At 63.5% G+C, this 20976-nt stretch carries 15 protein-coding genes and 3 pseudogenes; 13 read left to right on the forward strand and 5 right to left on the reverse strand.

All coding sequences use genetic code 11. The annotated features are described in order from the left end of the window. Positions 1-64 precede the first annotated feature (64 nt). The 3 genes from dgcB to ACJA3S_RS01525 are packed head-to-tail and all read left to right on the forward strand — an operon-like array spanning position 65 to position 4030. The gene (gene dgcB, locus ACJA3S_RS01515) at positions 65-2017 is read left to right on the forward strand and encodes a dimethylglycine demethylation protein DgcB (protein WP_186687525.1); all 1953 of its coding nucleotides are present in this window, start codon (positions 65-67) and stop codon (positions 2015-2017) included. After that, the gene (locus tag ACJA3S_RS01520; RefSeq protein WP_406820643.1) at positions 2017-3249 is read left to right on the forward strand and encodes an electron transfer flavoprotein subunit alpha/FixB family protein; all 1233 of its coding nucleotides are present in this window, start codon (positions 2017-2019) and stop codon (positions 3247-3249) included. Before dgcB ends, ACJA3S_RS01520 begins: the two co-directional genes overlap by 1 nt. Positions 3250-3259: 10 nt before the next feature. After that, positions 3260-4030 (forward strand): electron transfer flavoprotein subunit beta, encoded by a 771-nt coding sequence (locus tag ACJA3S_RS01525; protein WP_170027870.1) that lies wholly within the window; start codon positions 3260-3262, stop codon positions 4028-4030. A gap of 705 nt (positions 4031-4735) precedes the next feature. Here ACJA3S_RS01525 and gbcA read toward each other — a convergent pair. Further along, on the reverse strand, positions 4736-6028 hold the full coding sequence (gbcA, locus tag ACJA3S_RS01530) for a glycine-betaine demethylase subunit GbcA (RefSeq protein WP_170027871.1): 1293 nt from the start codon (positions 6026-6028) through the stop codon (positions 4736-4738). A 293-nt stretch (positions 6029-6321) separates the two neighbouring features. Between gbcA and gbcB the strand changes: the two genes are divergently transcribed. Next, on the forward strand, positions 6322-7422 hold the full coding sequence (gene gbcB / locus ACJA3S_RS01535) for a glycine-betaine demethylase subunit GbcB (protein ID WP_170027872.1): 1101 nt from the start codon (positions 6322-6324) through the stop codon (positions 7420-7422). 122 nt (positions 7423-7544) lie between these two features. On the opposite strand, the gene ACJA3S_RS01540 is transcribed toward gbcB, so the two are convergent. Both ACJA3S_RS01540 and ACJA3S_RS01545 read right to left on the reverse strand, forming a co-directional pair. Next, entirely contained in the window at positions 7545-8417 is an 873-nt protein-coding gene (locus tag ACJA3S_RS01540) for a methyl-accepting chemotaxis protein (RefSeq protein WP_406822187.1), read from the reverse strand. Between the two features lie 30 nt (positions 8418-8447). Further along, positions 8448-9170, reverse strand: a pseudogene (locus ACJA3S_RS01545) (MCP four helix bundle domain-containing protein); the annotation flags it as partial. 274 nt (positions 9171-9444) lie between these two features. On the opposite strand from ACJA3S_RS01545, the gene ACJA3S_RS01550 reads away from it, so the two are divergent. The 4 genes and pseudogenes from ACJA3S_RS01550 to ACJA3S_RS01565 all read left to right on the forward strand — a co-directional run bounded on the left by ACJA3S_RS01550 (position 9445) and on the right by ACJA3S_RS01565 (position 12124). Beyond that, a complete protein-coding gene (locus ACJA3S_RS01550) occupies positions 9445-9675 on the forward strand; it encodes a hypothetical protein (RefSeq protein WP_170027874.1) in 231 nt (76 codons plus the stop codon). Then, positions 9672-9974 carry a cell division protein ZapA gene (locus tag ACJA3S_RS01555; protein ID WP_170027875.1) on the forward strand — a complete coding sequence of 101 codons (303 nt, stop codon included), beginning with the start codon at positions 9672-9674 and terminating at the stop codon, positions 9972-9974. The genes ACJA3S_RS01550 and ACJA3S_RS01555 overlap by 4 nt, the downstream gene beginning before the upstream one ends. A 395-nt stretch (positions 9975-10369) precedes the next feature. Further along, a pseudogene (locus tag ACJA3S_RS01560) lies at positions 10370-11212 on the forward strand (cache domain-containing protein); the annotation flags it as partial. A gap of 207 nt (positions 11213-11419) precedes the next feature. Beyond that, positions 11420-12124 (forward strand): methyl-accepting chemotaxis protein, encoded by a 705-nt coding sequence (locus tag ACJA3S_RS01565; protein WP_406822188.1) that lies wholly within the window; start codon positions 11420-11422, stop codon positions 12122-12124. Positions 12125-12232: 108 nt separating this feature from the next. Here ACJA3S_RS01565 and ACJA3S_RS01570 read toward each other — a convergent pair whose 3' ends face one another. Further along, the gene (locus tag ACJA3S_RS01570; protein ID WP_406820644.1) at positions 12233-12673 is read right to left on the reverse strand and encodes a hypothetical protein; all 441 of its coding nucleotides are present in this window, start codon (positions 12671-12673) and stop codon (positions 12233-12235) included. Between the two features lie 320 nt (positions 12674-12993). On the opposite strand from ACJA3S_RS01570, the pseudogene ACJA3S_RS01575 reads away from it, so the two are divergent. Continuing rightward, positions 12994-13473 (forward strand): annotated as a pseudogene (locus ACJA3S_RS01575) (methyl-accepting chemotaxis protein); the annotation flags it as partial. A 90-nt stretch (positions 13474-13563) separates the two neighbouring features. Here the strand turns inward: ACJA3S_RS01575 and ACJA3S_RS01580 are convergent. Then, positions 13564-14604, reverse strand: a complete 1041-nt coding sequence (locus tag ACJA3S_RS01580; protein ID WP_186674971.1) for a low specificity L-threonine aldolase — start codon at positions 14602-14604, stop codon at positions 13564-13566. 340 nt (positions 14605-14944) lie between these two features. Here ACJA3S_RS01580 and ACJA3S_RS01585 point away from each other — a divergent pair, with 340 nt between their 5' ends. From ACJA3S_RS01585 to ACJA3S_RS01600, 4 genes are read left to right on the forward strand one after another with little or no spacing between them, the layout of a single operon-like run. Further along, entirely contained in the window at positions 14945-16198 is a 1254-nt protein-coding gene (locus tag ACJA3S_RS01585) for a serine hydroxymethyltransferase (protein ID WP_406820645.1), read from the forward strand. A 15-nt stretch (positions 16199-16213) separates the two neighbouring features. Continuing rightward, positions 16214-17464: a sarcosine oxidase subunit beta family protein gene (locus ACJA3S_RS01590; RefSeq protein WP_225780064.1), complete on the forward strand. Its 1251-nt coding sequence runs from the start codon at positions 16214-16216 to the stop codon at positions 17462-17464. A gap of 14 nt (positions 17465-17478) precedes the next feature. After that, complete coding sequence (locus ACJA3S_RS01595; protein ID WP_170027881.1) at positions 17479-17814, forward strand: sarcosine oxidase subunit delta; 336 nt, start codon at positions 17479-17481, stop codon at positions 17812-17814. Beyond that, the gene (locus ACJA3S_RS01600) at positions 17811-20828 is read left to right on the forward strand and encodes a sarcosine oxidase subunit alpha (protein ID WP_170027882.1); all 3018 of its coding nucleotides are present in this window, start codon (positions 17811-17813) and stop codon (positions 20826-20828) included. The genes ACJA3S_RS01595 and ACJA3S_RS01600 overlap by 4 nt, the downstream gene beginning before the upstream one ends. The last annotated feature ends 148 nt before the right edge of the window (positions 20829-20976 follow it).

The raw sequence follows: 20976 nt of genomic DNA on the forward strand, positions 1-20976 counted from the left end.
CTCCCACAGGGTCCGCGCCGCCCTTGAGAGTGGCGCAAGAATCCAGCTGTTGTGGGAGCCTCCCATGTTGAACACCCTTCTACCCATCCTGCTGTTCGCTGCCCTTGGCCTGGCAGTGCTCGGCGCCCTGCGCCGGGTGCGCATGTGGCGGCGCGGCCGGCCATCCAAGGTCAACCTGATCGGCGGCCTGCTGGCCATGCCGCGCCGTTACCTGGTGGACCTGCACCACGTGGTCGAGCGCGACAAGTACATGTCCAAGACCCACGTGGCCACCGCAGGCGGCTTCGTGCTGTCTGCCGCATTGGCAATCCTGGTGCACGGTTTCGGCCTGCAGAGCAAGATCCTCGGCTACGCACTGCTGGTGGCCACGGTGATCATGTTCAGCGGCGCCATCTTCGTTTTCAAGCGCCGCCTCAACCCGCCAGCGCGGCTGTCCAAGGGGCCGTGGATGCGCCTGCCGAAGAGCCTGCTGGCGTTCGCCGCGAGCTTCTTCATCGCCACCCTGCCGGTCGCCGGCATCCTGCCTGCCAATACCGGCGGCTGGGTGATGGTCGCCATTCTCGGCCTGGGCGTGCTGTGGGGCGTGTCCGAGCTGTTCTTCGGCATGACCTGGGGCGGGCCGATGAAGCATGCCTTCGCCGGTGCCCTGCACCTGGCCTGGCACCGCCGTGCCGAGCGCTTTGGCGGCGGCCGCTCCACCGGCCTCAAGCCGCTGGACCTGGAAGACCCGAACGCGCCGCTGGGCGTGGAAAAACCGGTGGACTTCACCTGGAACCAGCTGCTGGGCTTCGATGCCTGCGTGCAGTGCGGCAAATGTGAAGCCATGTGCCCGGCGTTTGCCGCCGGCCAGCCGCTGAACCCGAAAAAACTCATCCAGGACATGGTCATCGGCTTGGCCGGTGGTACCGACGCCCAGTTCGCCGGCAGCCCGTACCCTGGCAAGCCGATCGGCGAGCATGGCGGCCACCCGCACCAGCCGATCGTCAATGGCCTGGTCGATGCCGAAACGCTGTGGTCGTGCACCACCTGCCGTGCCTGCGTCGAGGAATGCCCGATGATGATCGAGCACGTCGATGCCATCGTCGACATGCGTCGTCACCTGACCCTGGAAAAAGGCGCGACCCCGAACAAGGGCGCCGAGGTACTGGACAACCTGATCGCCACCGACAACCCGGGCGGTTTCGCCCCCGGTGGGCGCATGAACTGGGCCGCCGACCTCAACCTGCAACTGCTGTCGGAGGTGAAAACCACCGAGGTGCTGTTCTGGGTCGGTGATGGTGCCTTCGACATGCGCAACCAGCGGACCCTGCGTTCGTTCGTCAAGGTGCTCAAGGCCTCTGGCGTGGACTTTGCCGTGCTCGGCCTGGAAGAGCGCGACAGCGGCGACGTGGCGCGCCGCCTGGGCGACGAAGCGACCTTCCAGCAGCTGGCCAAGCGCAATATCCAGACCTTGGCCAAGTACAAGTTCCAGCGCATCGTCACCTGTGACCCACACAGCTTCCATGTGCTGAAGAACGAGTACGGCGCCCTGGGCGGCGAGTACCAGGTGCAGCACCACAGCACCTACATCGCCGAACTGATCGCGGCCAACAAGCTCAACCTTGGCCAGCACAAAGGTGGCAGCGTCACCTACCACGACCCGTGCTACCTGGGCCGCTACAACGGCGAGTACGAAGCCCCGCGGGCAGTGCTCAAGGCGTTGGGCATCGAGGTGCGCGAAATGGAACGCTCCGGCTTCCGCTCGCGCTGCTGTGGCGGTGGCGGCGGTGCGCCGATTACCGACATCCCCGGCAAGCAGCGGATCCCCGACATGCGCATGGACGATATCCGCCAGACCGAGGCCGAGCTGGTGGCCGTGGGTTGCCCACAGTGCACCGCGATGCTCGAAGGCGTGGTCGAACCGCGCCCACAGATCAAGGACCTGGCCGAGCTGGTCGCCGACGTGCTGATCGAAGAGGACGCGCCTGCTGCCGCCAAGGCGCAAACGGCCAAACGTGAACCTGCGGAGGTGCACTGATGAGCGACATTATCCGCCGCGACCCGCGCGCCGAGTGGATCGCCCGTAACCGTCTGCACCCGCTGCACGCAGCGATGCAGACCCAGCAAACCCGCTGGATGGGGCCGAACGGCCTGATCCGCAAGAACCCTCATGCGATTGCCGCAGGCTTCATCGGCCCAGCCGGCCTCAAGCGCATCGACCGCAGCGGCGCCCAGCAGGGCACCGGTGTGGGCGGGCGGCGCACGGCGGCGGCCGAGGTGCAGCTGCCGCTGCACCAGGTAACGGCGCCGGCGTTCTACATTGCCGTAGTGCCGGACATGGTCGGTGGCCGCCTGAGCAGCCACGACCGCGACCTGCTCGGCCTGGCCCACAGCCTGGCCGGCAGCGACGGCGCGGTATTGGCGGTGGTATTCGGTGAGCACAAGGAAAGCAACTTTTCCACAGCGGGCGTCGACCGCCTGCTGGTCATCGAGGGCGAGGCCTTCGAAGGTTATGCACCGGAGCAACTGGTGCAGGGCCTGCGCGCTGTGGATAACCAGTTCGCGCCGCGCCACTGGCTACTGCCCGACAGCCGCACCGGTGGCGGCGAACTCGGCCGACGCCTGGGCGCGGCGCTGGGCGAGCGCCCGGCGACGCGGGTATGGCAGGTCAAGGACGGCCAGTGCATTGGCCGTGCCGGTGCCGGCCAGCAAGACCTGCAACGCGCCGTGCCGCGCCTGATCCTGGCGGCAGCCGAATGCGCCGAGCCGGTCAGCGAAACCCGCCATGAAGCGCTGCCGGTAGAGTTGTCCACAAGCGTTCCGCGCAGCCTGTCGCGTATCGAGGACCTCGGCTCGGTGGCCGTCGACCCGGCCACCATTGCCATGGCCGAGGCCGAGTTCATCGTTTCCGGTGGCAACGGCGTCAAGGACTGGGACCTGTACCACCAGGCTACCGCAGCGCTGGGCGCCACCGAAGGTGCCTCGCGGGTAGCGGTGGACGACGGCTTCATGCCGCGCAACCGCCAGGTGGGCGCTACCGGTACCTGGGTTACCGCACGGGTCTACGTGGCGGTGGGTATCTCGGGTGCGATCCAGCACCTGCAGGGCATTGGCGCCTGCGACAAGGTGGTGGCCATCAACATGGACCCAGGCTGCGACATGATCAAACGGGCCGACCTGTCGGTGATTGGTGACAGCTCGGCAATTCTCAAGGCACTGATCGAGGCTGTGGATAACTACCGCAGCGGCGGCCAGCGCGACGCGGCATAAGGGCACGAGCATGAGTACGAAAGTGATCAGCCTGGTTTCCATCGGTGCCCACCCCAGCTCCGGCCGCGCGCGCCGCGCCGAGCAGGATGCCCGCGCGGTGGAACTGGGCTTGCAGCTGGCTGGGGATAACTTGCAGGTGGTGCATGCCGGTGACCCACGCGAAGAGGCGCTGCGCGCCTACCTGGGCATGGGCCTGGACCATCTGGATGTGCTGGAGCAACCGGCCGGTGCCGATGTGCTGGGCGTGCTGGGCGACTACCTGCGTGACGCCGGGGCACAGCTGGTGCTGACCGGCAGCCAGGCAGAGACCGGCGAAGGGTCGGGCATGCTGCCGTTCCTGCTGGCAGAGAAACTCGGCTGGCCATTGATCGTCGGCCTGGCCGAAGTGGAATCGATCGACAACGGCACCGCCCAGGTATTGCAGGCCCTGCCACGTGGCCAGCGGCGCCGGCTGAAGGTGCGCCTGCCGCTGCTGGCGACTGTGGATAACGCCGCGCCCAAGCCGCGCCAAAGTGCCTTCGGGCCGGCGCGCCGTGGTGTCCTGGCGGCGCGCAACGTGGCCATCGTCGAAGACCAGCTGCTGGCCGAGGCCGAGCTGCAGCCGGCGCGCCCACGGCCCAAGCGGCTGAAGGTGATCAAGGCCAAGAGTGGCGCCGACCGCATGAAGGCGGCGACTGCCAAGGCCAGTGGTGGCGGTGGCAAGGTGCTGAAAGACGTTACTCCGCAGGAAGGCGCCGAAGCCATCCTCAAGCTGCTGGTGGAAGAAGGCGTGCTGCGCTAGAGCCTCCCGCAGTCCCATGTAGGAGCGGCCTTGCGTCGCGATGGGCTGCGCAGCAGCCCCCAGATCTTGAGCCAGACTCAGGACTGTCGGGGCTGCTGCGCAGCCCATCGCGACGCAAGGCCGCTCCTACATTTGGGGCAAGGCATCGGCCGCGTACTTTGCCCACCAAATCTGTTCGCCAACATGTGGATAAAGTGTTGGCGCATGGCCGCAGGCCTCGTATCACGCTGCCTCCAATGATTTGATCAAAAAACAGTCAGGCTCTGTCGGGGCGCTTGCTTGCCTAGCACATCAGCCTCTCCTGTTTTTGCCCACAATCGCTGTTAGCCCATCTGTGGATAATATGTTCGGTATCGGCTGCGAGCCGCGTATTCAAAGGCGTTGACGGATTTGTTCGAAAAATGATCAAAGCCCTGTTTATAACCTTCCGAACTTGATAATCAGGGCTTTGCAGCGCTTATCCACAGTTCGGTTGCGAATACTCGCGTGGTTGCTCACAAACTCTGTTGGTGGCTTTGTGGATAAGGTGTATGAACACGGCTGCACCCGAGCGCGCATGCGGGTTTGACCGAGTTGGTCAAATACTGATCAGTGATTCGCTGGGGCGAGTGTTGCAGGGGGAAGGGTTACACAGCGGGTGTCAGGCGAGGAGTGTAGAAAGGGGAGTCCCCGCCACCAAACATCGTTCAGTGGCGGGGGTTGGGCTTACTGTGCCTGCACTTCTTTCAGGTAAGGTGCCGGCTCAGCCCCCAGGTTGTTGAGCAAGCGCTGGCTGTACCAGTCAATGAAGTTGACCACGCCAAACTCGTAGGTCTTCGAGTAAGGGCCCGGCTGGTATGCGGTGGAGTTGATCCCGCGCTGGTTCTCTTCGGCCAGGCGGCGGTCCTGGTCGTTGGTGGCGTCCCACACCTTGCGCATGCGCTCCGGATCGTAATCCACGCCTTCCACGGCATCCTTGTGCACCAGCCACTTGGTGGTGACCATGGTTTCCTGGGCGCTGATCGGCCACACGGTGAACACGATCATGTGATCACCCATGCAGTGGTTCCACGAGTGCGGCAGGTGCAGGATGCGCATCGAGCCCAGGTCCGGGTTCTTGATGCGGCCCATCAGCTTCTGGCAGGCCTGCTTGCCGTCCATGGTCATCGACACGGTGCCCTTGAGCAGCGGCATGCGCACGATGCGGTTACGCAGGCCATGGCTCTTGTGCAGGTACGGGATCTTCTCAGCTTCCCAGGCGGCAGCCGAGGCGGCCACGTGGTCCTTGAATTCCTGGCTGGCGCGCGGGTCGTTGGTGTCGTCCCATTCCAGCAGGGTTTGCAGCAGTTCCGGGTGCGAACCGTTGCAGTGGTAGCACTCGCGGTTGTTTTCCAGCACCAGCTTCCAGTTGGCCTTTTCCATCAAGGTGGTTTGCACCGCCACCTTGGTGTTCTCCATGTCGTACGGCTCCATGTAGTGGTCCAGGGTGGCCAGGAACTCGTCGATGGCAGGCGGGTTTTCCGCCAGGCTGATGAAGATGTAGCCGCCAGCGACTTTCACGTTCACCGGCTTCAGGCCGTACTGGTTCATGTCGAAGTCGGCACCCATTTCGGTGCCAGCGAACAGCAGTCGGCCGTCCAGTTCGTAGGTCCACTGGTGGTACGGGCAGACCAGCTTGGCCACCTTGCCCTTGTCGCTGACGCACAGGCGCGAGCCGCGATGGCGGCAGACGTTGTGGAAGGCATGCACCTTGCCTTCGGCGCCACGCACCACGATGATCGGGTTCTTGCCGATCTGCAGGGTGATGTAGTTGCCCTTGGCCGGGATCTCGCAGGTCATGCCGGCGATCAGCCACTCCTTGTGGAAGATCTCCTGCATGTCGATCTGGAACAGACGCTCGTCGTTGTAGAAAGGCTGGGGCAGCGAGAAGGTGCGCTCGCGGGTCTGCAGCATTTCGGCTGTCGCCTTGCGTGCAGGTTCCAGTGGATCGCCCAGGCTCAGGGTTGCGGTGACGTCCATCGTGTATTCCTCGGGGCCGTGTGCGGCCGGCAAAAGGTGGCTAATCGTTGTTGTGGTGCCGCAAGGCTGCTTATCAAGAAACAGCGGTTGTTTTGCCGTGGAGTGTGCGTCCGAAGACGTCGTGAACCGTATCCATGGGCGACATGGCCGAATTGAATTACGACTCCGCAGCCCTTGTGGTGCGGGGCTGGTCGCGATAAGCACGCCGATGTCGCTGGCAGGAATGTACGTCGTCTTCAGCTTGCGCATTATCCAAGCCATAAAAGGCCAATAGTCGGCTGCTGGAGATGAACATGTCCGATACCTTCCTCAATCCGGTCACCACCCAGACCTGGGCCAACGGCCGCCACATCGTGCGCTGCGTCAAGGTCATCCAGGAGACCTGGGACGTGCGCACCTTCTGCTTCATGGCCGACCAGCCGATCATGTTCTTCTTCAAGCCCGGGCAGTTCGTCACCCTGGAGCTGGAGATCGAAGGCAAGCCGGTGATGCGCTCCTACACCATCTCCAGCTCGCCTTCGGTGCCCTACAGCTTCTCGATCACGGTCAAGCGCGTACCGGGCGGCCTGGTGTCGAACTTCCTCCACGACACCATGCACGAAGGCGCCGAGTTGCCGGTGCACGGCCCGGTGGGGCTGTTCAACGCCATCGATTTCCCGGCGCAGAAGGTGCTGTACCTTTCCGGCGGTGTCGGTATCACCCCGGTGATGTCGATGGCGCGCTGGTTCTACGACACCAACGGCAATGTCGACATGGTGTTCGTGCACAGTGCCCGTTCGCCGAAGGACATCATCTACCATCGCGAGCTGGAGCAGATGGCCTCGCGCATCCCCAACTTCAGCCTGCACATCATTTGCGAAAAGCATGGCCTGGGTGAGCCGTGGGCGGGTTACCGCGGCTACCTGAACCAGCGCCTGATGGAGCTGATTGCGCCGGACTACATGGAGCGCGTGGTGTTCTGCTGCGGCCCGACGCCGTACATGAGCGCGGTCAAGCGCATGCTCGAAGCGGTGGGCTTCGACATGAAGAACTACCACGAGGAGTCGTTCGGTGCCACGCCTCCGGAAGCCAAGGCGGACGCGGTGGAGCATGCCGAACAGGCTGCCGATGCGCCGGAACTGGATGCCGCCGACCTCAACCTGGTGGAATTCATCGGCAGCGACAAGAGTATCCGCATCGCCCCGGGCGAGACCGTGCATGCAGCGGCGGCCAAGGTTGGCCTGATGATCCCCAAAGCTTGCGGCATGGGCATCTGCGGCACCTGCAAGGTGCTCAAGCTGGGCGGCGAAGTGGAGATGGAGCACAACGGTGGCATCACCGAAGAGGACGAAGCCGAGGGCTACATCCTGTCGTGCTGCAGTGTGCCGAAAGGGGACGTGCGGATCGATTACTGATCCGCGATTGCAGGGGCTGCTTTGCAGCCCATCGCGACGCAAGGCCGCTCCTACAGGGGATCGCGTACTTCCTGTAGGAGCGGCCTTGTGTCGCGATGGGCCGCAAAGCGGCCCCAGGGTTTTCAGGTACGGAACCGTGCTACCAACCCATTCAGGTCCACCGCCAACCGCGACAACTCGGCGCTCGCCGCACTGGTCTGATTCGCCCCAGTAGCGCTCTGCACCGACAGGTCGTTGATGTTCACCAGGTTGCGGTCCACTTCCCGCGCCACCTGCGCCTGCTCTTCCGCAGCGCTGGCAATTACCAGGTTACGCTCGTTGATCTGCGCCACCGCCCCGGCAATGGTATCCAGCGCCAAGCCTGCGCCACGGGCGATATTCAAGGTCGATTCGGCACGCTCGGTGCTGGTGCGCATCGAGTTCACGGCCTCTTCGGTACCGCCCTGAATGCTGCCGATCATCCGCTCGATCTCGCTGGTCGACTGCTGGGTACGGTGAGCCAGCGCCCGCACTTCATCGGCGACCACGGCAAAGCCACGGCCGGCCTCGCCGGCACGGGCCGCCTCGATCGCCGCGTTGAGTGCCAGCAGGTTGGTCTGGTCTGCCAGGCCGCGGATCACATCCAGCACCTTGCCGATATCGCGCGACTGTTCGGCCAGGTGGGTAACCAGCTTGGCGGTGGCTTGTACGTCACCGCTCATGCGCTCGATGGCACCCACGGTTTCCATGACCAGGTCGCGGCCATCGCCTGCCGAACGGCTGGCTTCGCTGGAGGCTTCCGAGGTGCTGACGGCATTGCGTGCCACCTCTTCGACGGCGCTGGTCATTTCGGTCACCGCCGTGGCGGCCTGTTCGATTTCGTTGTTCTGCTGTTGCAGGCCACGGGCGCTTTCGTCGGTGACGGCGTTCAGCTCCTCGGCAGCCGAGGCCAGCTGCGTGGCCGAGCCGGCGATCAGCTGCAAGGTGTCGCGCAGCTTGTCCTGCATGCGGGCCATGGCGCGCAGCAGGCGGGCAGCTTCGTCGGTACCCTCGGCATGGATGACGTGGGTCAGGTCGCCGTCGGCGATCTGTTCGGCGCATCTGAGCGCCTCGTCGATCGGTTTGGTGATGCTGCGGGTCAACAGCATGGCGCAGGCAAACGTCAGCACGGTGGCGGCAACCAGCAGGCCGATCACCAGAGAGAAAGCCGCGTCGTACTGGCTGGCGGCTTTCGCGTTGGTGTCACGGGTCTGCTCGGTATTGATGCGCACCAGGGTCTCCATGATCTTGTTGATCTGTTCGGAGGTGGCTATCACGTCACGGTTGAGAACCTCCCTCAGCTCATCGAGGCTGCCGGCCTGGCTCAGGCTGCGCATGCGGGCCTCCAGCTGGCGGTACTGGTTGAGCGATTGGACGTACTGATCGTATGCGGCCTGCTCGTCGGCGGCGGTGATCAGCGGCAGGTACACCTGGCGCGCGCGGTCGATCTCCTGGTTGCGCTGGTCCATCAGCTTGAGGATTTCCTGTTGGCTCTGCGGTTCGCGGTTCACCAGCAGGCGGTAGGCGAGACTGCGCATACGCAGGTTCAGTGCGTTGAGCTCATCCAGGGTCTTGATGGCGGGTACGCTGACCTCTTCGATGGCCAGGCCGGCCTGGCGGATGTTGCCCATCTGCATCAGGGAGAAAATACCGAGGCCGAGCATCAGCAGGCCGATAAGCGCAAAGCCCAGCAGTGCGCGTGGGGCAATATTGATGTTGCGTAATGACATGGAGGGCAGATCCAGGGAAGTGAAGGGGAGGCACCCAGTGCGACAGAATGTGTCTCTTTGAGTATCGGTCGTGACCGACCAGTCTTGAGTCTGCGCCTGACAAAATTCGGAGTTGGCCCAGGTGTTCCTGACCGGCGGTTGACCCAGGTCGGAACAAGGGGCCGGTTACCCTGTCAATCTGCGGGTTCGACACGTTGTGAATCCGATATTTAATGGCGACGGGCGGCACTTTTCTTTATCGTGTGCGCCCCCCGCAACAACCTGAGATAGACCCATGCTGGAAGCTTCCCTGAATCAAATCGAGCAACTGGTCAACGACCTGCTGCAGAAGAACGCCCAACTCACCGAGCAGAACGCCGCCCTCGGCCAGGAACTGGCCCAGGCCAAGGAAGAAAACGAGACCCTGCAGCTGTCGCTGATGGAGCAGGAAGAGAAGCACGGCAGCACCGCCGCGCGCCTGCAGGCGCTGGTCGAGCGCGCCACCGCTGGCGTTGTCGGCGCATGACACTACGGGCTCAGCCGATCAATGTCGTGTCGATCCTCGGTAACGACTATTCGATCAAGGCGCCTGAAGGCCAGGAGGCAACCCTGGCCCAGGCTGTACAAATGCTCAACACCGCCCTGGCCCAGACCAAGCGTCAGTACCCGACCCTGATCGGTGACAAGTTGCTGGTGCTGGCCGCGTTGAACCTGTGTTCGCGACAGATCGAACTGCAGGATGAGCACCGCAAGACGCTGGAGCGTACCCAGGCGCAGATAGATGCCACCGTGGACACCATCGTCCGGACTATCGCCGAACAATGACGGCCCGATACCGAGGTGCCTGTGAGAGCGAGCGTGTCGAGGCGTCGAAGCCCCGCAACCATCGGCGCAGCCGGTGCCAGACACAGTGATGAAGCAATCCTGGGCATCCCCGCTGGCACAGGCGGGAAGCTGTTGTTCTAGATCACTGGATTAACTGGATACGCAAGTGTATACACTTTCCGCAAAACAATAATTATGCGGGGAGCAGGGGCATGCGTATCTGGCGTAAAAGCATCCAGTGGCAATTGATCACCAGCATGGGCGCCGCCCTGCTGGTGAGCATTCTGGTCGTAGTCATCATTTTCACCGTGGCGCTCAATCGCCTCACCGAACGCTACCTGGTGGGCAGTGCCTTGCCGGCCAGCATCGAGGCCATCCGCAACGATATCGAACGCATGCTCGGCCAGCCGCTGGTAGCGGCGGCAGACATCGCTGGCAACACGCTGCTGCGCGACTGGCTTGCCGCAGGTGAGAACCCCGCGCAGGCCCCGCAGTTCATCGAATACCTCACCGCCGCCAAGCAGCGCAACCAGGCGTTCACCACCTTGTTTGTCTCCACCGAGACCGGCCACTACTACAACGAGAACGGGCTGGACCGTACCCTCAGCCGCAGCAACCCCAAGGACCAGTGGTTCTACGGCTACATCGACAGCGGTGCCGAGCGGTTCATCAATATCGATATTGATGGCGCCACGGGCGAGCTGGCCCTGTTCATCGACTACCGGGTGGAAAAGCATGGCCAACTGGTCGGCGTCGCCGGTATGGGCCTGCGCATGACCGAGCTGTCGCAGCTGATCCACGACTTCAGCTTTGGCGAACACGGCAAGGTGTTTCTGGTGCGTAACGATGGCCTGATCCAGGTGCACCCGGATAACGCCTTCAGCGGCAAGCGCCAGCTGGCCGAGCAGCTCGGTGCGGACGCCGCCAAGGCGGTGCTGAGCGGGGCGCAGGGCCTGCGCAGCAGCCGTTTCAGCCGAGACGGCGAAAGCTACCTGGCGCTCGGCTTGCCCTTGCGCGACCTGAACTGGACGTTGGTCGCCGAGGTGCCGGAGCAGGAGATCTACGCGCAAATGCACCAGGCAGTGTGGCTGACCAGCCTGATCGGTGGCGGCGTGGCGCTGGTCTCGCTGCTGCTGGTGGTGCTGTTGGCCCGCGGCCTGGTGCGGCCGATCCGTCGCGTCACCGCTGCGCTGGTGCAAATTGGCAGTGGTGCGGGTGATCTCAGCCAGCGCCTGGACGATTCACGCCTGGACGAACTGGGTGACCTGGCACGCGGTTTCAACCGCTTCCTCGACAGCCAGCGGCGGCTGATCGGTGAAGTACTGCAGACCTCCGAGCGGCTGCGCCAGGCGGTTGAACAGGTGACCGTGGTGGTGGACAACACGGCCGAACGTTCCGCTCGCCAGCAGGAAATGACCGAAATGGTGGCTACTGCCGTACACGAAATGGGCCTGACCGTGCAGGACATTGCCCGCAATGCCGGCGATGCGGCCCAGGCCTCGCAGGCGGCGCGCGATGAAGCCGTGCAGGCGCGCGAAGTGGTACGGCGCTCGGTCCAGGGTATCGAGGGCATGTCGGGCGATATTGGCAAGGCGGCCGAGGCTGTGGGCCAGTTGGCCGGTGAAGTCGCCTCGATCGATGAGGTATTGGCGGTGATCCGCAGCATTTCCGAACAGACCAACCTGCTGGCGCTGAATGCTGCCATCGAGGCCGCACGGGCAGGGGATATGGGGCGCGGGTTTGCCGTGGTGGCCGATGAAGTGCGCACCTTGGCGCGGCGCACGCAGCTGTCCACCGACGAGGTGCAGCAGATGATCCAGCGCCTGAAGCAGGGCGCGGGCGTGGCGGTGAGTTCGATGCAGGCGGGGCAGCAGGCTACCGGTAGTGGTGTCGAGTCGAGCCAGCGCACAGGCGCATCGTTGGGAGCCATTACCGACCGGATCGAGCACATCAGCGACATGAACCATCAGGTCGCGACGGCGACCGAAGAGCAGTCGGCGGTGACCGAGGAAATCAACCGCACGGTTCAAGGAATCTCCGACCTGGCGCGGGAGACGGCAACCGAGGTGCAAGGGTGTCGTGAGGAATGTAAGGCGCTACGTGGATTGGCGGATGACCTGGCCCAGCAGATGAAGGGATTCAAGCTCTAATCACGCTTTATCTTGAAAAAACCGCCCTTTCAAAACTAAAGGGCGGTTCTGTGGATAGCTATAAATCATTGCGATACGTCAGGTTGCTCTAGTTTGTTATGGGCTTGGTTAGAGCACAGTAGTATTGAATGTCCACCAGCATACATTAGGTATTTTCTCGATAAAAAGAAACTTTTCGTTAAGGTGTAGGCGTTTCCCATTCCATTCAAAGTCACTGTTGGCAGGGATATGTATTAGGAAGCTAATTACATTTTGATCGGTGATGACTTCCTGGGCTTTGCCATACATGTCCAAGACTAGGAATCGATTGACTTCTTTCGTGAGGCGGGTAGTAGCAATAGTTCTGGGTTTGCCCTGCCTACTCTGATTCTCGCTGAATTGAACTACAAGGTCTGAACCCTCAACAATGTGACTGACTTTCGGATATTCGTATGGAAAAGCCATCTCGTATACGACAATTCCATCTCCAGTTCTGATGTGAAGCAAGTCGCTGGTTATAATGTCGTTAAACGTGATCGGATCAGTGCCGAAGCGGAAAGTAACGTTCATTGCTTGTGCCCCTCAGAGGATTGGATTGCGGCTCGAGGGTACCCCGTAAATTGAGGATGAACGACTGACAAAAATGACAGTATCGCTGTGAATGAGTACGGCATTAGGATGAACGACGGGAGATCTGTAAGGACAAGGTGGAAAGCATGGCCGACTGGTCGGCGTCGCCGGCATTGCTGACCAGCCTGATCGGTGGCGCCGTCGCGTTGGTCTCGCTGCTGCTGGTGGTGCTGTTGGCCTGCGGCCTGGTGCGGCCGATCCGTCGCGTCACGGCTGCGCCGGTGCAAATTGGCTCCGACGCGGGTGACCTCAGCATTCGCAGCATTTCCGAACAGACCAACCTGCTGGCGCTGAATGCTGCCATCGAGGCCGCACGGACAGGGCGCGGGTTTGCCGTGGTGGCCGATGAAGTGCGCACCTTGGCGCGGCGCACGCAGCTGTCCACCGACGAGGTGCAGCAGATGATCCAGCGCCTGAAGCAGGGCGCGGGCGTGGCGGTGAGTTCGATGCAGGCGGGGCAGCAGGCTACCGGTAGTGGTGTCGAGTCGAGCCAGCGCACAGGCGCATCGTTGGGAGCCATTACCGACCGGGTCGAGCACATCAGCGACATGAACCATCAGGTCGCGACGGCGACCGAAGAGCAGTCGGCGGTGACCGAGGAAATCAACCGCACGGTGCAGGGGATTTCCGACCTGGCGCGGGAGACGGCGGCGGAGGTGCAGGGCTGTCGCGAGGAGTGCCGGGCATTGCGTGGGCTGGCCGATGACCTGGCGCGGCAGATGGGCGGGTTCAGGCTCTAGATCGGCGTTTGCTTCTTCGCGGGCTTGCCCGCTCCCACAGGTTCATCACGCGATCCCTGTGGGAGCGGGCGTGCCCGCGAATACGGCCTGTCAGGCGGTGATGATGCTACGGATATCCGCAGCCAGCTCGCGCACGCGCTCTTCCTCGGTATCCCACGAGCACATGAAGCGCGCCCCACCACTGCCAATGAAGGTGTAGAACCGCCAGCCTCTGCTACGCAGCGCTTCGATCGCATGCTCCGGCATCTGCAGGAACACCCCGTTGGCCTCCACCGGGAACATCAGCTCCACCCCAGGCAGGTCGCTGACCAGCGAGGCCAGCAACTGCGCGCAGCGGTTGGCATGCGCGCCATGACGCAGCCAGGCGCCGTCTTCCAGCAGGCCCACCCATGGCGCTGACAGGAAGCGCATCTTCGATGCCAGCTGGCCGGCCTGCTTGCAGCGGTAATCGAAGTCCTCGGCCAGCTGACGGTTGAAGAACAGGATCGCTTCGCCCACCGCCATGCCGTTCTTGGTGCCGCCAAAGCACAGCACGTCGACGCCGGCCTTCCAGGTCAGCTCGGCCGGGCTGCAGCCCAGGAACGAGCAGGCGTTGGAAAAGCGCGCGCCGTCCATGTGCAGGTTCAGGCCCAGCTCCTTGCAGGTGGCGCTGATCGCCTTCAGTTCTTCGGGGCGATACACCGTGCCCACTTCGGTGGCCTGGGTAATGGTCACCACGCGTGGCTTGGGGTAGTGGATGTCCTGTCGCTTCAAGGCCACATCACGGATCGACTGTGGGGTCAGCTTGCCGTGGACGCTGGCTGCGGTGAGCAGCTTGGAGCCGTTGGAGAAGAATTCCGGTGCACCGCATTCGTCGGTTTCGACGTGGGCGGTCTCGGAGCAGATCACGCTGTGGTAGCTCTGGCACAGCGAGGCCAGGGCCAGGGAGTTGGCGGCGGTACCGTTGAAGGCGAAGAACACTTCGCAATCGGTTTCGAACAGGTTGCGGAAGTATTCCGCGGCGCGCTCGGTCCATTGGTCGTCGCCGTAGGCGCGGTCGTGACCGTGGTTGGCCTTTTCCATCGCGGCCCAGGCTTCGGGGCAGATGCCGGAATAGTTGTCGCTGGCGAATTGTTGGCTCTTGTCTGTCATGGCACTTCTGTCCTGTGAACGACGCAGAGCAGCACTCTAAACCATCGATTCGGCGGTTGCCTATACAAGCTGTGCATGGGCTGATGGCTGTGTTGTCTGTGCCGGCCTCTTCGCGGGCACGCCCGCTCCCACAAGGACCGCGCAGGCCAGCAACCATGGGCCTGTGCAGATCCCTGTGGGAGAGGGCGTGCCCGCGAACAAGCCAGCACCGCAACGAATGTCGTAAACGCGCCATTGCAAGGCGTGCGCAGGCATCTGACCCGCCCCGGCCAGTCATAACATCGCCACAAAGGGCCACAGTGCCCCACGACAAAAAATGATCGCCGCCGGGAGATACACGATGTTCAGCAAGCAAGACCAGATCCAGGGTTACGATGATGCACTTCTGGCGGCGATGAATGCCGAAGAACAGCGCCAGGAAGACCACATCGAGCTGATTGCCTCGGAAAACTACACCTCCAAGCGCGTGATGCAGGCCCAAGGCAGCGGCCTGACCAACAAGTACGCCGAAGGCTACCCGGGCAAGCGCTACTACGGTGGCTGCGAGCATGTGGACAAAGTCGAGGCCCTGGCCATCGAGCGCGCCAAGCAGCTGTTCGGTGCCGACTACGCCAACGTCCAGCCGCACTCCGGCTCGTCGGCCAACGGCGCGGTCTACCTGGCCCTGCTGCAGCCTGGTGAAACCATCCTCGGCATGAGCCTGGCCCACGGTGGCCACCTGACCCACGGCGCCAAGGTGTCGTCCTCGGGCAAGCTGTACAACGCCGTGCAGTACGGCATCGACACCAACACCGGCCTGATCGACTACGACGAAGTCGAGCGCCTGGCGCTCGAGCACAAGCCGAAAATGATCGTTGCCGGCTTCTCGGCCTACTCCAAGACCCTCGACTTCCCGCGCTTCCGCGCCATTGCCGACAAGGTCGGGGCGCTGCTGTTCGTCGACATGGCCCACGTTGCCGGCCTGGTTGCCGCTGGCCTGTACCCGAACCCGATCCCGTTCGCCGACGTGGTGACCACCACCACCCACAAGACCCTGCGCGGGCCACGTGGCGGCCTGATCCTGGCCAAGGCCAACGAAGAGATCGAGAAGAAGCTCAACGCCGCGGTATTCCCCGGCGCCCAGGGCGGCCCGCTGATGCACGTGATCGCCGCCAAGGCGGTGTGCTTCAAGGAAGCGCTGGAACCTGAGTTCAAGGCCTACCAGAAACAAGTGATCGAGAACGCCCAGGCCATGGCCCAGGTGTTCATCGAGCGTGGCTACGACGTGGTCTCCGGTGGCACCGACAACCACCTGTTCCTGGTCAGCCTGATTCGCCAGGGCCTCACCGGCAAAGACGCCGACGCCGCCCTGGGCCGTGCGCACATCACCGTCAACAAGAACGCCGTGCCGAACGACCCGCAGTCGCCGTTCGTCACCTCGGGCCTGCGCATCGGCACCCCGGCCGTCACCACCCGCGGCTTCAAGGTCGCGCAATGTGTCGCCCTGGCCGGCTGGATCTGCGACATCCTCGACAACCTCGGTGACGCAGACGTCGAAGCCGATGTGGCGAAGAACGTCGCGGCGCTGTGCGCAGATTTCCCTGTTTACCGCTGAGTGGAGCCACACACCATGCAACGTTACTCGGGCTTCGGCCTTTTCAAGCACTCCCTCAGCCACCACGAGAACTGGCAGCGCATGTGGCGCACGCCAACCCCTAAAAAGGTCTACGACGTGGTTATCGTCGGCGGTGGCGGGCATGGCCTGGCCACGGCCTACTACCTGGCCAAGGAACACGGCATCACCAACGTCGCGGTGATCGAGAAGGGCTACCTGGGCGGCGGCAACACCGCCCGTAACACCACCATCGTGCGTTCCAACTACCTGTGGGACGAGTCGGCGCACCTGTACGAGCACGCCATGAAGCTGTGGGAGGGCCTGTCCCAGGACCTCAACTACAACGTGATGTTCTCCCAGCGCGGCGTCTACAACCTGTGCCACACCCTGCAGGACATGCGTGACTCCGAGCGCCGCGTCTCCGCCAACCGCCTGAATGGCGTGGACGGCGAGCTGCTGAACACTGCCCAGGTGGCGGCCGAGATCCCGTACCTGGACTGCTCGAAGAACACCCGCTACCCGATCCTTGGCGCCACCGTACAGCGTCGTGGCGGCGTGGCCCGTCACGACGCCGTGGCCTGGGGCTTCGCCCGTGCTGCCGACGCCCTGGGCGTGGACCTGATCCAACAGACCGAAGTGACCGGTTTCCGCAAGGAAAACGGCGCGGTCATCGGTGTGGAAACCAACAAGGGCTTCATCGGCGCCAAGCGCGTTGGTGTGGTCACCGCCGGTAACTCCGGGCACATGGCCAGGCTCGCCGGCTTCCGCCTGCCGCTGGAATCGCACCCGTTGCAGGCGCTGGTATCCGAGCCGATCAAGCCAATCATCGACAGCGTGATCATGTCCAACGCCGTACACGGCTACATCAGCCAGTCGGACAAGGGCGACCTGGTGATCGGTGCCGGCATCGACGGCTGGGTCGGCTACGGCCAGCGCGGTTCGTACCCGGTGATCGAGCACACCCTGCAGGCCATCGTCGAAATGTTCCCCAACCTCTCGCGCGTTCGCATGAACCGCCAGTGGGGCGGCATCGTCGATACCTCGCCGGACGCCTGCCCGATCATCACCAAGACCCCGGTGAAGAACCTGTTCTTCAACTGCGGTTGGGGTACCGGCGGCTTCAAGGCGACCCCGGGTTCGGGCAACGTCTTCGCCGCGAGCCTGGCCAAGGGCGAAATGCACCCACTGGCCGCGCCATTCTCCATGGACCGCTTCTACAGCGGCGCACTGATCGACGAACACGGCGCTGCCGCCGTCGCCCACTAACCGGAGACACCGTCATGTTGCATATTTTCTGTCCCCACTGCGGCGAGCTGCGCTCCGAAGAAGAGTTCCACGCCTCTGGCCAGGCGCACATCGCCCGCCCGCTGGACCCCAACGCCTGCTCCGACGAGGAGTGGGGTACCTACATGTTCTACCGTGACAACCCGCGCGGTATTCACCACGAACTGTGGGACCACGTTGCCGGCTGCCGCCAGTACTTCAACGTCACCCGCGACACCGTGACCTACGAAATTCTGGAAACCTACAAGATTGGCGAGAAGCCGCAAGTGACCGCCAACGGCAAGCAAAGCAGTGCACCGTCGACCGTCAAAGGCCAAGGGGAAAAAGTATGAGCCAGACCTATCGCCTCGCCAGCGGCGGCCGTATCGACCGCAGCAAGGTCCTTAACTTCAGCTTCAACGGCAAGACCTACCAGGGCTATGCCGGCGACACCCTGGCCGCCGCGTTGCTGGCCAACGGCGTCGACATCGTTGGCCGCAGCTTCAAGTACTCGCGCCCGCGCGGCATCATCGCTGCCGGTACCGAAGAGCCGAACGCCATCCTGCAGATCGGCTCCAGCGAAGCCACCCAGATCCCTAACGTGCGTGCCACCCAACAGGCCCTGTACGCAGGCCTGGTCGCCACCAGCACCAACGGCTGGCCGAACGTCAACAACGACGTCATGGGCATCCTCGGCAAGGTCGGTGGCAGCATGATGCCGCCGGGCTTCTACTACAAAACCTTCATGTACCCGAAATCGTTCTGGATGACTTACGAGAAGTACATCCGCAAAGCCGCCGGCCTTGGCCGCGCGCCGCTGCAGAACGACCCGGACAGCTACGACTACATGAACCAGCACTGCGACGTGCTGATCGTCGGTGCCGGCCCTGCTGGCCTGGCTGCGGCCCTGGCCGCTGCGCGCAGCGGTGCCCGGGTGATCCTGGCAGACGAGCAGGAAGAGTTCGGCGGCAGCCTGCTCGACACCCGCGAAACCCTCGACGGCAAGCCTGCCACCGACTGGGTCAACGCCGTGGTCAAAGAGCTGGAAAGCCTGCCGGAAGTGACCCTGCTGCCACGCGCCACGGTCAACGGCTACCACGACCATAACTTCCTGACCATCCACGAGCGCCTCACCGACCACCTCGGTGACCGTGCCCCGATCGGCCAGGTGCGCCACCGCGTGCACCGCGTCCGCGCCAAGCGCGTGGTGCTGGCCACTGGTGCCCACGAGCGCCCGCTGGTGTACGGCAACAACGATGTGCCGGGCAACATGCTGGCCGGTGCCGTTTCCACCTACGTGCGCCGTTACGGCGTGGCCCCAGGCCGCAAGCTGGTGCTGTCGACCAACAACGACCACGCCTACCGTGCCGCGCTGGACTGGCACGATGCCGGCCTGCAGGTGGTCGCGATCGCCGACGCTCGCCACAACCCGCGTGGTTCGCTGGTTGAAGAAGCACGTGCCAAGGGCATCCGCATTCTCACCTCCAGCGCCGTGATCGAGGCCAAGGGCAGCAAGCATGTCACTGGCGCCCGCGTGGCCGCCATCGACGTACAGGCGCACAAGGTCACCAGCCCTGGCGAAACCCTGGACTGCGACCTGATCGCCACCTCCGGCGGTTACAGCCCGGTCGTGCACCTGGCTTCGCACCTGGGCGGCCGCCCGATCTGGCGCGAAGACATCCTCGGCTTCGTACCGGGCGATGCGCCGCAGAAGCGTGAATGTGTCGGCGGTATCAATGGCGTATACCCGCTCGGCGACGCGATTGCCGATGGTTTCGAAGGCGGCGTGCGCGCAGCCACCGAAGCTGGCTTCAAGGCCACTGTCGGCAGCCTGCCGAAAACCGTGGCGCGCAAGGAAGAGGCCACCGTGGCGCTGTTCCAGGTGCCGCACGACAAGGGCACTGCCCGTGCGCCCAAGCAGTTCGTCGACCAGCAGAACGACGTTACCGCGGCCGCCATCGAACTGGCCACCCGCGAAGGCTTCGAGTCGGTCGAGCACGTCAAGCGCTACACCGCGCTGGGCTTCGGTACCGACCAGGGCAAGCTGGGCAACATCAACGGCCTGGCCATCGCCGCCCGTTCGATGGGCATCACCATCCCGGAAATGGGCACCACCATGTTCCGCCCCAACTACACGCCGGTAACCTTCGGTGCGGTAGCTGGCCGGCACTGTGGCCACCTGTTCGAGCCCGTGCGCTTCACTGCCCTGCATGCCTGGCACGTGAAGAACGGCGCCGAGTTCGAAGATGTCGGCCAGTGGAAACGCCCTTGGTACTTCCCCAAGGCCGGTGAAGACATCCATGCCGCCGTGGCCCGTGAATGCAAGGCCGTGCGCGACAGCGTGGGCCTGCTGGACGCCTCGACCCTGGGCAAGATCGACATCCAGGGCCCGGATGCGCGTGAGTTCCTCAACCGCATCTACACCAACGCCTGGACCAAGCTCGACGTGGGCAAGGCCCGTTACGGCCTGATGTGCAAGGAAGACGGCATGGTCTTCGACGACGGCGTGACCGCCTGCGTCGGCGACAACCACTTCATCATGACCACCACCACCGGCGGCGCTGCGCGCGTGCTGCAGTGGATGGAGCTGTACCACCAGACCGAATGGCCGGAGCTGAAGGTGTACTTCACCTCGGTCACCGACCACTGGGCCACCATGACCCTGTCCGGCCCCAACAGCCGCAAGCTGCTGAGCGAGCTGACCGACATCGACATGGACAAGGAAGCCTTCCCGTTCATGACCTGGAAGGAAGGCAACGTCGGCGGCGTGCCAGCCCGGGTGTTCCGTATCTCGTTCACCGGTGAGCTGTCGTACGAAGTCAACGTGCAGGCCAACTACGCCATGGGCGTGCTGGAGCAGATCATCGAGGCGGGCAAGAAGTACAACCTGACCCCGTATGGCACCGAGACCATGCACGTGCTGCGTGCCGAGAAGGGCTTCATCATCGTTGGCCAGGACACCGACGGCTCGATGACCCCGGATGACCTGAACATGAGCTGGTGCGTGGGCCGCAACAAGCCGTACTCGTGGATCGGCCTGCGTGGCATGAACCGCGAAGACTGCGTGCGCGAGAACCGCAAGCAGCTGGTGGGCCTGAAGCCGGTCGACCCGACCAAGTGGCTGCCGGAAGGTGCCCAGCTGGTGTTCGATCCGAAGCAACCGATCCCGATGGACATGGTTGGCCACGTCACCTCCAGCTACGCAGCCAACTCCCTGGGCTATTCGTTCGCCATGGGTGTGGTCAAGGGCGGCCTCAAGCGCATGGGCGAACGCGTGTACTCGCCGCAGGCCGATGGCAGCGTGATCGAGGCAGAGATCGTGTCTTCGGTGTTCTTCGATCCGAAGGGTGAGCGGCAGAACGTTTGAGGCTTCACCAGTAGCTCTGATTGGCATGCGGTCCTTGTGGGAGCGGGTTCACCCGCGAATGCGATGGTGGGTCCACCGCCCTCTTCGCGGGTAAACCCGCTCCCACACTGGATCTCCACAGACTTTGACTACAGGTTCTACCTCAGGT

Origin of the sequence: Pseudomonas sp. KnCO4, assembly GCF_045344305.1 — a bacterium.
Classification (GTDB): domain Bacteria; phylum Pseudomonadota; class Gammaproteobacteria; order Pseudomonadales; family Pseudomonadaceae; genus Aquipseudomonas; species Aquipseudomonas anuradhapurensis.